Raw genomic sequence first — 12,080 nt, forward strand, 5'->3', positions numbered from 1 at the left:
AGCGACGATGTCCCTCTCGACACCGCGGAGCACCCATGGCCAGATCCCGCCTGCACGCGGCCGCCCTCGCCGGCGTCACCGCGCTCACCCTGCTCGCCACCGCCGCACCCGCCACCGCGGCCCGCCCGCCCGCCGTCGTCCACGACGAGCAGATCACCTTCCAGGACTGGTCCGGGCCCGCCGACTGGCACCGCGGCAGCCGGGACGGCACCCACGTCGTGCCCGGCGCCCGGGCGGGCGTCACCCTGGCCCGCCCGGCCGGCACCACCGAGTACGCCGATCCGCACACCGGCACCACCCGCACCTGGGAGTACGGCACCTGGACGTCGCCGGTGACCCGGATCGGGTTCGACGCCACCGAGCTGATCGCCTCCTGGAACGCCGAGACCCCCGCCGGCACCTGGATCCAGGTCGAGATGCAGGGCAGCTACACAAGCGGCGACCAGACCCCCTGGTACGTCATGGGCCGCTGGGCGTCCGGCGACACCGACATCAAACGGGCGAGCGTCAACCGGCAGGGCGACCCCTGGTCGACGATCTGGACCGACACCTTCAGCATCGACGACGCCGACGCCGGGGTGCTGCTGCGGTCGTACCAGCTGCGGCTGACCCTCTACCGGGCGCCCGGGCAGACCGCCGCGCCCGTGGTCCGGATGCTCGGCGCGATGAGTTCCACAGTGCCGGACCGGTTCACAGTCGCGCCGAGCGCCGGGCACATCGCCTGGGGTGTCGAACTGCCGGTGCCGCGCTACTCGCAGAACGTGCACGCCGGGCACTACCCCGAGTACGACGGCGGCGGCGAGGCCTGGTGCTCCCCCACCTCCACCGAGATGGTCGTCGAGTACTGGGGGCGCGGCCCGTCGCCGGCCGACACCTCCTGGGTGGACCCGACCTACCCCGACCCGACCGTCAACCACGCCGCGCGGATGACCTACGACTACGAGTACGAAGGCGCCGGCAACTGGCCGTTCAACACCGCGTACGCGGCAAGCTTCCCGGGCCTGGAGGGGCGGGTGACGCGGCTGCACTCGCTCGACGAGGTGGAGCGTTTCATCGCCGCCGGCATCCCCGTGGTGACCAGCCAGTCCTTCCTCGCCAGCGAGCTGGACGGGGCGAACTACGGCACCTCCGGGCACCTGTTCGTGGTGGTCGGTTTCACCGCCGACGGTGACGTGATCGTCAACGACCCCGCCTCGTCGAGCAACGACGTCGTGCGCAACGTCTACAAGCGGGCCCAGTTCGAGCAGATCTGGCTGCGGACCAAGCGCACGAACGCCAGCGGCGGCACCTCCGGCGGGTCCGGCGGCATCGCGTACCTGATCAAGCCGACGTCGAAGCCCTGGCCAAAGGTCCCCGGCTCCACCAACTGGTAGCCCTCACCGCCCCGGCGCCGTTGATCGTGAAGTTATCGCCCGAACGCCAGGCGTGTCGTGGCAATAACTTCATGATCAACGCTTCGGGTCGGGGCCTTCGCTGGGTGCGGTGGGGGGCTGGTCCTCGCCGGCCAGGGCGGAGCGCAGGCGTTCCTTCTCCGACTTGCGGCGCTCGGCGGCTTCGGCCATCTCGCCTGCCATCTCGTCGCGCCAACCGCGCAACAGGAAGAAGGAGAGCGCGGCGGAGAACGCCAACGCCAGCATCAGCTTCAGGAACACGTTCATGTCGACAAGCCAGAGGGCCGCCAGCACGGCGACGAACAGCCCGATCCGACCCAGCGTGTACTTGACCGCCGCGCTCACCCGCACCACTCCGTTCTCTCGTCAGCCGCCGGTCCCGGCGGAAGGGTCGACCTGGTCGCGGTCAGCCGGTCCGGCGGGCCAGCCAGCGGACGCCCGGAAACCACACGGCCGCGTACGCCACGGTGAACGCGGCCGCCGCCAACGCACCGGACAGCAGCGGCGGCAGCCCGGCGCCGAGCCCGGCGATCAGCAGCCCGGCGAACACCCCGACGGCCGCCGCGGCGATCGCCGCCACCACCCGGGCCGCACCGAACTCCCACGCCCGGAAGTCGTCCCAGAACAGCCAGGCCGGCAGGATCACCGCCAGCCAACCGTTGGTGTGCCCGAAGTCGCCGGCGCCGACCGAGGCGAACGCCCAGTCGAACAGCACAAGCGCCAACACGCCGATGACCACGCCGGCCAGGCACACCCCGAGCAGGTCACCCAGGGTACGGACGCGCCCCTCGGCGTCCCGGCGGGGAAACCCGCCCTGCTGCTCGGAACCGCTCTGCTCGGTCATCGACTGCGAGGGTACGTGGTGGCTCAGGCCCAGACCTGCTGCGGCTCGGCGCGGCGCTCGGCCAGCGACGGGGCCTTGTCGTACTCCCGGACCACGTTGTAGCGGGTGTCCCGCTCCACGGGCTGGAAGCCGGCGTCCCAGATCAGGTGCAGCAGGTCGTCGCGGTGCATCGTGTTCGGGGTGCCGTACGAGTCGGCGTCGTGGGTGATCTTGTATTCGACGACGGAGCCGTCCAGGTCGTCCACGCCGAAGTTCAGCGACAACTGGGCCACCGAGAGCCCGTGCATCACCCAGAAGTTCTTCAGGTGCGGCACGTTGTCGAACAGCAGCCGGGAGACGGCGAACGTCTTCAGCGACTCGGCCGGCGACGCCATCGTGGTGCGTGCCTGGATCCGGTTACGGATCTTGCCGTCCGCCGAGTCCACGAAGTCGTGCTGGTAGCGCAGCGGGATGAAGACAGCGAAACCGCCTGTCTCATCCTGCAACTCGCGCAGCCGCAACACGTGGTCGACGCGGTGCCGGGGCTCCTCGATGTGGCCGTACAGCATCGTCGCCGGGGTCTTCATGCCCTTGCTGTGCGCCAGGGCGTGGATGCGCGACCAGTCCTCCCAGTGGCAGGCATGGTCGACGATGTGCTGGCGGACCTCCCAGTCGAAGATCTCCGCACCGCCGCCGGTCAGCGACTCCAGGCCGGCGTCCATCAGCTCGTCCAGGATCTCGTCGGCGCTCAACCCGCTGATCTTCTCGAACCACTGCACCTCGGTGGCCGTGAAGCACTTGAGCTTGACGTTCGGCAGCGCCGCCTTCAACTCCCGCAGCACCTTCGGGTAGTACCGCCACGGCAGCGTCGGGTGCAGACCGTTGACGATGTGCAGCTCCGTGAGCTGCTCACCCTCCATCTCCTTGGCCTTGCGGACCGCCTCGTCGATGCGCATCGTGTACGCGTCCTTCTCGCCCGGCTTGCGCTGGAACGAGCAGTACGCACAGGACGCCGAGCAGACGTTCGTCAGGTTGAGGTGCCGGTTGACGTTGAACATCACCCGGTCGCCGTTGAGCTCGGTGCGCTTGTGGTGCGCCAACCGCCCCAACCAGGTCAGGTCGTCGCTCTCGTAGAGGGCGACCCCGTCCTCGCGGGTCAGCCGCTCACCGGCGTACACCTTCGCTTCGAGCTCACGCTTGAGTCCGGCGTCCATGCCACGTCCCTTCCACCTGCGGTCGGATCGAGCGTACGTCGGTACGCCGATCGGCCCGGCGGCACGGTCGCCGACAGCGACCCACTTCACCAGACTCTCAGCCTCCTGTAACCCGGCCACGCATCGACATCGGTGGCGGCGTGCGGTAGTAACAAGGTGGGGCGGAACACACACTGGTACCGTCCCGTCGGCCGCGCCCACCGAGCGCGGCGAGGAGCAGTCGGACGGGGAGCGGAATGGTCTACAGCGGGCGCGGGCGACGGCAGCGACGACGGAGCCCGGTGATCTCCCCGGTCCTGCGTCCGAAGCTCTGGGCCGCCCTGCTCGGGGCGATCGCCGCCGCCGTGCTGGCCACCCCCGCGTACGCCGAGCCAGGCGTGCCCACGACGGTGCCGGACACCGGCGCGCGCCCGCCGGCGATCGGCGCGCTCCAGGTGCCCGGCGGCGCACCCGTCGCCGGCGTCCCGGCCCCGTCGCTCGTCAACGTCGGCACCGGCCCGCTGGCCGCCCAGATCTCCGCCGGTGAGGTCCAGGTCGGCGCGCTCGGCGACGCCTTGCTGCTGAGCCAACAGAGACGCACCGCCGCGCAGGCCCAGCTCGATGCCGCCGGAAAGGCGCTGGAGACCGCGCAGGACGCCCTGCTGCGAGCCCAGCAGGCCGCCGACGCCGCCGCCGCGGACGCGGTGAAGGCCGCCGCCGCGCTGCCGCCCGGCGAGTTCGCCGAGGACCTCCGCGGGTTGAGCCGGCTCCAGCAGATCACTCGTGGCGAGAAGGTCGAGGGCGGCACCACAGGCGTCGCCGGGGAGCTGTCCCGCGCCCGCGCCGCCGAGCAGGCCGCGTACCAGGCGCACTCGACGGCCAAGGCGCAACTCGACGCCACCCAGGCCGAGTTCACCGCAGGTGAGACGGCGCTGCGCACCGCCGAGGCCAGCCTGCTCAAGCTGCGCCGGGACAACGCCACGCTGCTTGTCGAGATCGAGCGTCAGCAGGAGGCCACCGAGCAGCAGCTCGGCGCGGGCTACGTCTCCGGTCAGAACATCAGCGGCATGGCCGCGCACCCTCGGGCGCTGGCCGCCGTCAGGTACGCGCTGGCCCAGCTCGGCGACCCGTACAAGTGGTCGGAGGAGGGCCCGGACCGGTTCGACTGCTCGGGCCTCATGTGGGCGGCGTACCGGTCCCCGGGAGCCGACTACTTCGACCTGCCCCGCGTCTCCCGCGACCAGTACCGGGCCACCCGCGGACGGACGGTGCCGCAGACCGCGCTGCTCCCCGGCGACCTGCTGTTCTTCGCGTCCGGCAGCAGCTGGGAGACGATCCACCACGTCGCCATGTACATCGGCAACGGCAAGATGGTGCAGGCGCCCACCACAGGCGACGTCGTGAAGATCTCCGTTGTGCGCTGGTCCCGGCTCTACGCCGCCACCCGGGTGATCGGCGCCGTACCGGCCCCGCCGACCATTCCCACGATTCCGGTGCCTCCGACCAAGCCGCCGAAGCCGACGCCCAGCACGACGCCTACCAAGAAGCCCACCCCGAAGCCCACCCCGAAGCCGACGCCGACCAAGACGGTCACGCCGACCCCCACACCCACCGACACCGCGACGCCGACGCCGACGCCGACCAAGACGGTCGACCCGACCCCTTCGTCCACCTCGAGCAGCACGCCGCCGACCACCGCACCGGCCAGCACCACCCCTTCCGGTACGCCGGAGGCGAGCCGCAGCGGCACGGCGAGTGAAAGCCCGTCGGGCAGCCCGAAGTCCGGGAGCTGAGGCGCCAAGACGGACTCCGGCTGTCCGCTCGGGGCGATCTGTGGCACCGTGACATCCAGGCACATCCGGCTCGACGTCACGGGTCCGGGTGCGAGCATGGCACGGAGGGCGGAGATGGCCGAGCAGAAGGATCCGGCGGAGATTGTCGACCCCGTCGTCGATCGGGCTGATCCGCGGGAATCAGACGTCACCGACTCGACGACCGGCCCCGAAGCCAGCCCGTCCGACGACGGCGGCAGCGCCGAAGCCCCCGACGCCGGGAAGGCGGCTCCCCCCGACGCGGAGCAGGCGAATTCCCACGCGGAGCAGGCGGATTCCGACGCGGACCGGGCGGCTGCCCCCGACATCCAGGCCGAGACGCCGGCACCGGTACGGGCACGGGCGGCCGTCGCCACCGCCGGGGCCCTGCCCGGCGACCTCCCGGCCGCCGCGTCGGCGACCGCGACCACCTACCGGGCGACCGGGTCCGCCAGCCCGGTCGGCGTTCCGCTACCCGGCCAGCGGGACGGCTCGTCCGCCCCGGCCGCCCGGGCCAGCGCCACGGTGCCCGGCAGCAGCCGGGTCGCGGCCGGTGCCCTGGGCACCCCGGACTCCCGGGCGAGCACGCCCGCCGTCTACCGCTCCGGCCCGGTGAACACCGAGCCGCCCGAGCCGGCACAGCCTCCGGAGCCGGCCCAGCCACCCGCGCCGCCCACCCCCGAGCCGGAGCCGGCCCCCACGCCGCCCGGCCCGGGGCCGACCGAGCCGGCACCGCCCGAGCCCGTGCCCGCGCCAGGCCCCGGGCCGTACCCTCCCGGGCCGGCGCCGACGCCGGAGCCTCGACCCACGCCGCCGCCCGACCCGGTCCCGCCCGTTCCGGGCCCACCCGTACCGCCGCCCGCGCCAGTGCCCCCCATGCCGGGCCCAGCGACGCCTCCGGTACCCGGGCCGCCCACTCCGCCGCCCGGCCCGCCGGTGCCCACGCCGCCGTCGCCGCCCGGCCCGATGCCGGCGCCCCCGTTCCCGCCGCCCCCGGCGATGTCCCACCTGCCCGGGGTACGCGCGACCGCCTCGGTCTCCGCCCCTCCGGCGGGCCGGGCGTCCGGCGCCGGTCCCGCGGTGCCGACCTCCGGCACCGGCTGGGCCGGGGCACCCGTCTCCGCTCCGCCGGTCGTGCCCGCGCCCGCGCTGCCCGCGTGGCCGCCGTCCACCACCGGCGCCGCACCGACCACGCACCGGGGCACCGACACCACCCGGCCGACCACGACAAGCGCGGCGGGACGGGCCACGGCAGGTGTCCGGCACGGCCGGTCGGATGCCGGCGCCGATCTGGCCGGCACGGTCTACGGCGGCGGGGAGGGGCCCGGCTTCGCCACCGTCGCCATACCCGCCAACGCGGTGGAGAATTCGGGCTCCCTGACCGGGCACATCCTGGCCCAGGGTTGGGCTGACACGCCGGCCGACCGACCCCGTACGACGCGTGTCCTGCTCGTCCTGGCCGCCTCGTTGGGGCTGTTGGTGGCGATCAGCGTCCTGGTGGTTCTGCTGGCCAACAACGCTCTGGACGGTCTGATGGGCGACGTGCTCAACAGCTGAGGCAGCGGGGGCGATCGTGAGTCGGCCCACTACGGTCGGCCATGCGGCTGGCGAGTTGGGCGAACCGCCGTACACTTGTCGAGATCACTGACCTGGCGCGCGTGGTGCGCGCCCATGGGCGATCTTGCGGGCGATCCGGCGACAACAGCCGCGGCAGGCCATCGCGAAGATGCGCCCCGCTCGAAGGGCATTTGTTGACCACCTCTGCTGACCCCAGCATCGTTCCGTCCGTTTACGACCCCGCCGTCCCGGCCACCGAGGCCGTTCCGGCCCCGGTCGAGGCCGCACCCGCGGAGATCGACTTCGCCGCGCTCGGCCTGCCCGAGCCCCTGGTCCGCGCATTGGCGCGGCAGGGCATCACCACCCCGTTCGAGATCCAGCGGGCCACCGTGCCCGACGCGCTCGCCGGCCGCGACGTGCTGGGCCGTGGGCAGACCGGCTCGGGCAAGACGCTCGCCTTCGGCCTGCCGGTGCTGGCCCGGGTCGCCGCCGGCAAGCCGGCCCGCCCGATGCGTCCGCGTGCCCTGGTCCTGGTGCCGACGCGCGAGTTGGCCATGCAGGTCAACGACGCACTGCTGCCGCTTGGCAAGTCCCTCAACGTGTTCCTGAAGACCGCCGTCGGCGGGGTCCCCTACGACCGTCAGATCGACGCGCTGCGGCGCGGCGTGGAGATCATTGTGGCGACGCCGGGTCGGCTCGGCGACCTCATCGACCGTGGCATCTGCCAGCTCGACGACGTCGAGGTGACGGTGCTCGACGAGGCCGACCAGATGGCCGACATGGGCTTCCTGCCGGAGGTGACCGAGCTGCTGGCGAAGACGCCCGCGAACGGTCAGCGGCTGCTCTTCTCGGCCACCCTGGACGGTGACGTCGACGCGCTGGTCAAGCGGTTCATGAACGACCCGGTGACCCACTCCACGGCGCCGTCCACGGCCTCGGTGTCCACCATGGACCACCACATGCTGTTGATCCCGCCGCACGAGAAGTTCCCGGTGGCCGCCTCGATCGCCGCCCGGGACGGCCGGACCATGGTCTTCGCCCGCACCCAGCTCGGTGTGGACCGGCTGGTCGAGCAGCTCGCCGCGGTCGGCGTACGGGCCGGTGGCCTGCACGGCGGCAAGACGCAGCGGATGCGGACCAAGACCCTCGCCGAGTTCCGTGAGGGCCGGATGAACGTCCTGGTCGCCACGGACGTGGCCGCCCGGGGCATCCACGTCGACGGCGTCACCCTGGTGCTGCACGTGGACCCGCCGAAGGACCCCAAGGACTACCTGCACCGCGCCGGGCGTACCGCCCGGGCCGGCGAGTCGGGCGCGGTGGCCACGCTTGTGCTGCCCAAGCAGCGGCGGACCACGCTGGCGATGATGGAGAAGGCGGGCGTCGCGCCCGCCGAGACCCGCGTCCGGGTCGGCGACCCGGTGCTGGCCGAGCTGATCGGCGCCCGCGAGCCGAGCGGCGTTCCGGTGCGGGTGGAGGTCGAGCCGCGCGGCTACGGTGACCGCTCCGGCGGCTCGCGTCGTTTCGACGACCGGTCCGGTGGCCCCCGCCGCTTCGGCGACCGCCCGCAGGGTGACCGGCGCTACGGCGACCGGCCGCAGGGCGAGCGCCGCTACGGCGACCGCCCCACCGGCGACCGGCCCTACGGCGACCGCCCGCAGGGCGAGCGCCGCTACGGCGACCGGCCGACCGGCGACCGGCAGTACGGCGACCGGCAGTACGGCGACCGGCCGCAGGGCGAGCGCCGCTACGGCGACCGTCCGCAGTTCGGTGACCGGGACGGCCGGGGCGACCGGCCCACCGGTGAGCGGCGCTACGGTGACCGCCCGCAGGGTGAGCGGCAGTACGGCGACCGGCCGACCGGCGACCGGCAGTACGGCGACCGGCCGTCCGGTGAGCGGCGCTTCGGCGACCGGGACACCCGGGGTGGCTACCGCTCCGAGGGCCGTGGCCGGGACGACCGGCCGCGCGACGACCGGCGCGGTTTCGGCGGGCGTCCGCCGGCACGTACCCACTGATCCACTGATCCACCCGAACGCCGTCGCGGAGCGCCTGCTCCGCGACGGCGTTCGCGCATGGCCTGCCGATGTCGGCGCGGTCGCGTAACGTCCGGCTCATGCCGACCATGCCGAAGTCGATCTTCTGGTCCCGGACGGACACCGCCGGCAGTGAGCAGGTGCTGCTCGACGACGGCAACGGTCTCGCGGCCCGGGGCACCCTGCTCGCCGTGGACCCGATCCCGTGGACGGCACGCTACCGGGTGACCACCGCACCGGACTGGAGCACCACCCGGGTGGAGGTCGAGGCCGAGGGGTCGGGCTGGCTGCGCCGGGTGACGCTGGAACGGGCCACCGGCAGGTGGCGGGTGACCACCGCCGAGCAGGGCGACCTGGACGCCGCTCTGGTGGCGGCCGGCCACCCCCGGGCCGGCCTGCCGGGCACCGACGACCCGGACCGGCTGGCCGACGCCCTCGACGTGGACCTGAGCGGGTCGCCGCTGTTCAACGCCCTGCCGTTCCACAGGCTCGGGATGGCCGCCCAGGCCGCCGACATGCCCCGCCGGATCACCGTGGCGTGGGTGCTGCTGCCCGGCCTCGAGGTGGTGCCGGCCGAGCAGACCTACACCGGGCTCGGGCCGGGCCGGGTGCGGTTCGCCAGCGGCACCTTCACCGCCGACATCGACGTGGACGCCGACGGGTACGTGGTGCGCTACCCGGGGCTGGCCGAGCGGATCGACAGGCGCTGAGCGCTCAGGCGGGCCATTCGCCGCTGGTCAGGAACCGCTCGACGGTGGCCAGGTGGGGTGCCAGGTCGAGGCCCTGGGCGGCCACCCAGCCGTCGGCGTAGTACGTGTCGGCGTACCTGTCGCCGGGGTCGCAGATCAGGGTGACGACCGAGCCGGCCCGCCCCTCGGCGAGCATGTCGGCGATCAGGCCGAACGCGCCCCAGAGGTTGGTGCCGGTCGAGCCGCCGACCCGACGACCGAGCACCGCCGAGCCGGCCCGCATGGCGGCGATCGACGCCGCGTCCGGCACCTGGACCATCCGGTCCACCACGGATGGCACGAAGGACGCCTCCACGGTGGGGCGGCCGATGCCCTCGATCCGGGAGCCCCGGCCGGTGCGTACGGACCAGTCGGCGGCGAGCCAGGCGGGGTAGAACGCGGAGTTCTCCGGGTCCACCACGCACAGTTTGGTGGGCAGCCGCTGGTACCTGGCGTACCGGCCGATGGTCGCGCTGGTGCCGCCGGTGCCGGCGCCGACCACGATCCAGGCCGGGATCGCGTGCCGTTCCCGCTTCAGCTGCGCGTAGATCGACTCGGCGATGTTGTTGTTGCCCCGCCAGTCGGTGGCCCGCTCGGCGTACGTGAACTGGTCCATGAAGTGCCCGCCGGTGTCTTCGGCCAGCCAGCGGGCCTCGACCACCACGCTCGCCGGGTCGTCGACCAGGTGGCACCGGCCGCCCTGAAACTCGATCTGGGAGATCTTCTCCGGGGAGGTGGAGGCGGGCATGACGGCGATGAACGGCAGGCCGAGCATCCGGGCGAAGTACGCCTCGGAGACGGCGGTGGAGCCGGACGACGCCTCGACGACTGTGGTGCGCGGCCCGATCCAGCCGTTGCAGAGCCCGTAGAGGAACAGCGAGCGGGCCAGCCGGTGCTTCAGCGAGCCGGTCGGGTGTGACGACTCGTCCTTGAGGTACAGGTCGATCCCCCACGCCCGGGGCAGCGGGAACGACAACAGGTGGGTGTCGGCCGAGCGGTTCGCGTCCGCCTCGACGGCGGCGATCGCCTCGGTCACCCAGGTCCGGCTGGCCTCGTCGCACCTGTCGAGATGAGTCACGCCGGAAACCTAGCAAGCAGGCCGAGGTCAGCTCCGGTCCGGTGGGGCGGTCCGGCGCAGTTGGCGGCGCTGCCCGGCCCGGCCGGCGGCCCGGATGACCGGGGTCAGCGCGACGGCCAGCCGGGGCAGCGCGTCCAGCAGTCGGACCTGCGCCCCCCGCCAGCGGGGCAGGCTGACCACCGGGCGCGGCCGGCGGGCCAGCCGGACCGCGCGGGCGGCGACGCGCTGCGGGGTCAGCATCGTTCCGGTGAACGAGGCGAGCGCCCCCGCGTCGTCCAGCCGGTCGTGCAGCATCGGCGTCCAGATGCCGTCCGGGCAGAGACAGGAGACGTGCACCCGCCGGTAACCGGCCATCCGCAGGTCGGTCAGGGTGCCGAGGCTGAACGCCAGCAGTGCGTGTTTGCTCGCCGCGTACACCGTCTCGCCCGGCGCGGCGATCAGCCCGGCCAGCGACACGACGTTGAGCACGTGGCCGTGCCCCTGCTCGCGCATGAGCGTGAGCGCGGCGAGGGTGCCGTTCATCGCGCCGAACGTGTTGACGTCGAGCAGCCGGCGCCGGGTCCGGCCGTCGTGTTCCCAGGCCGGGCCGGTGACCAGGATGCCGGCGTTGTTGACCCAGAGGTCGAGGCCGCCCCGGCTCGCCGCCGTCGCCGCGATCTCCGCGCAGGCCACCTCGTCCCGTACGTCCAGGGCGGCCGACCAGCCGCCGAGCGGCGCGGCGGCGGAGGCCACCGCCGCGGCGTCGACGTCGGTGAGCAGCACCGTCCAGCCGTCGTCGTGAAGCGCGGCGGCGATGGCGCGACCCAGGCCGCCGGCGGCCCCGGTCACCACGGCCGTGCCACGTCGGGGCGAGGTCATCGGCGCACGCTACCGCCCGTGGGCGGGGCGGCACCAGGGGTACGCGGTCAGGGAGCCTGGGGGCCGACCGGCTGGGGGCGGTTCTCCCACTTGGTGCTGAGCGCGATGGCGGTGCGGGTCGAGGCGACACCTGGCGTCCGGTTGAGCCGCACGATCAGCTGCTCCAGCTCGGCGATCGTGCCAACCCGCGCCTTGAGCAGGAACGACTCCACGCCGGCCATGAAGTAGCAGGACTCGATCTCGGGCAGCACCCGCAGCGACTCGAGCATGTCGTCGGAGTCCGCCCCGGAGTCCTCGACGATGCCGATCAGCGCGGTGACGCCCAGCCCGATCGCCTCCGGCTCGACGTCCGCGCGGTAGCCGCGTACCACGCCGCTGCTCTCCAGCTTGCCGACCCGCTCGTGGACGGCGGGGGCGGAGAGACCAACCTGCCGGGCCAGTTCGGCGTACGACAGTCGGGCGTTGCCGCGCAGCAGGTCGACGAGGCTCAGGTCGATGGCGTCCACGGAGAGTGACCTTAACGGGTTGGGCGTAACGCGAAGGCTTCGGCACCCGTTGCACACAGCAGTGAGTAACTGTTCACAAACCGTCGGTCAAGGTAGGGGTTG

General features: G+C 73.2%; 11 protein-coding genes. 5 read left to right on the forward strand and 6 right to left on the reverse strand.

All coding sequences use genetic code 11. The features are described from left to right. Positions 1 to 35: 35 nt before the first annotated feature. Positions 36 to 1,373, forward strand: a complete 1,338-nt coding sequence (locus ACFY1S_RS12990) for a C39 family peptidase (protein WP_387116447.1) — start codon at positions 36 to 38, stop codon at positions 1,371 to 1,373. Between the two features lie 75 nt (positions 1,374 to 1,448). On the opposite strand, the gene ACFY1S_RS12995 is transcribed toward ACFY1S_RS12990, so the two are convergent. The 3 genes from ACFY1S_RS12995 to mqnE all read right to left on the reverse strand — a co-directional run bounded on the left by ACFY1S_RS12995 (position 1,449) and on the right by mqnE (position 3,428). Then, positions 1,449 to 1,736, reverse strand: coding sequence for a DUF4229 domain-containing protein (locus ACFY1S_RS12995; protein ID WP_387116450.1), 288 nt, complete (start codon positions 1,734 to 1,736; stop codon positions 1,449 to 1,451). Between the two features lie 61 nt (positions 1,737 to 1,797). Further along, entirely contained in the window at positions 1,798 to 2,235 is a 438-nt protein-coding gene (locus ACFY1S_RS13000) for a hypothetical protein (RefSeq protein ID WP_364369327.1), read from the reverse strand. Between the two features lie 23 nt (positions 2,236 to 2,258). Beyond that, the gene (mqnE, locus tag ACFY1S_RS13005; protein WP_053652193.1) at positions 2,259 to 3,428 is read right to left on the reverse strand and encodes an aminofutalosine synthase MqnE; all 1,170 of its coding nucleotides are present in this window, start codon (positions 3,426 to 3,428) and stop codon (positions 2,259 to 2,261) included. 236 nt (positions 3,429 to 3,664) lie between these two features. On the opposite strand from mqnE, the gene ACFY1S_RS13010 reads away from it, so the two are divergent. The 4 genes from ACFY1S_RS13010 to ACFY1S_RS13025 all read left to right on the forward strand — a co-directional run bounded on the left by ACFY1S_RS13010 (position 3,665) and on the right by ACFY1S_RS13025 (position 9,518). Continuing rightward, entirely contained in the window at positions 3,665 to 5,200 is a 1,536-nt protein-coding gene (locus ACFY1S_RS13010) for an NlpC/P60 family protein (protein ID WP_387116455.1), read from the forward strand. A 96-nt stretch (positions 5,201 to 5,296) separates the two neighbouring features. Then, positions 5,297 to 6,775 carry a hypothetical protein gene (locus ACFY1S_RS13015; RefSeq protein ID WP_387116458.1) on the forward strand — a complete coding sequence of 493 codons (1,479 nt, stop codon included), beginning with the start codon at positions 5,297 to 5,299 and terminating at the stop codon, positions 6,773 to 6,775. 194 nt (positions 6,776 to 6,969) lie between these two features. Continuing rightward, positions 6,970 to 8,790 (forward strand): DEAD/DEAH box helicase, encoded by a 1,821-nt coding sequence (locus ACFY1S_RS13020; RefSeq protein ID WP_387116460.1) that lies wholly within the window; start codon positions 6,970 to 6,972, stop codon positions 8,788 to 8,790. 107 nt (positions 8,791 to 8,897) lie between these two features. Continuing rightward, on the forward strand, positions 8,898 to 9,518 hold the full coding sequence (locus tag ACFY1S_RS13025; RefSeq protein WP_387117640.1) for a putative glycolipid-binding domain-containing protein: 621 nt from the start codon (positions 8,898 to 8,900) through the stop codon (positions 9,516 to 9,518). 4 nt (positions 9,519 to 9,522) lie between these two features. On the opposite strand, the gene ACFY1S_RS13030 is transcribed toward ACFY1S_RS13025, so the two are convergent. The 3 genes from ACFY1S_RS13030 to ACFY1S_RS13040 are packed head-to-tail and all read right to left on the reverse strand — an operon-like array spanning position 9,523 to position 11,978. Then, positions 9,523 to 10,614, reverse strand: a complete 1,092-nt coding sequence (locus tag ACFY1S_RS13030; protein ID WP_387116463.1) for a PLP-dependent cysteine synthase family protein — start codon at positions 10,612 to 10,614, stop codon at positions 9,523 to 9,525. A gap of 27 nt (positions 10,615 to 10,641) precedes the next feature. Further along, positions 10,642 to 11,472 carry an SDR family oxidoreductase gene (locus ACFY1S_RS13035; protein ID WP_387116466.1) on the reverse strand — a complete coding sequence of 277 codons (831 nt, stop codon included), beginning with the start codon at positions 11,470 to 11,472 and terminating at the stop codon, positions 10,642 to 10,644. 47 nt (positions 11,473 to 11,519) lie between these two features. Continuing rightward, positions 11,520 to 11,978 (reverse strand): Lrp/AsnC family transcriptional regulator, encoded by a 459-nt coding sequence (locus ACFY1S_RS13040; RefSeq protein WP_387116469.1) that lies wholly within the window; start codon positions 11,976 to 11,978, stop codon positions 11,520 to 11,522. Between the last annotated feature and the right edge of the window lie 102 nt (positions 11,979 to 12,080).

It is taken from the genome of Micromonospora sp. NPDC000663, assembly GCF_042898105.1.
Classification (GTDB): domain Bacteria; phylum Actinomycetota; class Actinomycetes; order Mycobacteriales; family Micromonosporaceae; genus Micromonospora.

What these genes read in the sequence shown, in the direction of transcription:
- ACFY1S_RS12990 (WP_387116447.1), top strand. Translation starts at nt 36, where the DNA reads ATGGCCAGATCCCGCCTGCACGCGGCCGCCCTCGCCGGCGTCACCGCG.
- ACFY1S_RS13000 (WP_364369327.1), bottom strand. Translation starts at nt 2,235, where the DNA reads ATGACCGAGCAGAGCGGTTCCGAGCAGCAGGGCGGGTTTCCCCGCCGG.
- mqnE (WP_053652193.1), bottom strand. Translation starts at nt 3,428, where the DNA reads ATGGACGCCGGACTCAAGCGTGAGCTCGAAGCGAAGGTGTACGCCGGT.
- ACFY1S_RS13010 (WP_387116455.1), top strand. Translation starts at nt 3,665, where the DNA reads ATGGTCTACAGCGGGCGCGGGCGACGGCAGCGACGACGGAGCCCGGTG.
- ACFY1S_RS13015 (WP_387116458.1), top strand. Translation starts at nt 5,297, where the DNA reads ATGGCACGGAGGGCGGAGATGGCCGAGCAGAAGGATCCGGCGGAGATT.
- ACFY1S_RS13025 (WP_387117640.1), top strand. Translation starts at nt 8,898, where the DNA reads ATGCCGAAGTCGATCTTCTGGTCCCGGACGGACACCGCCGGCAGTGAG.
- ACFY1S_RS13035 (WP_387116466.1), bottom strand. Translation starts at nt 11,472, where the DNA reads ATGACCTCGCCCCGACGTGGCACGGCCGTGGTGACCGGGGCCGCCGGC.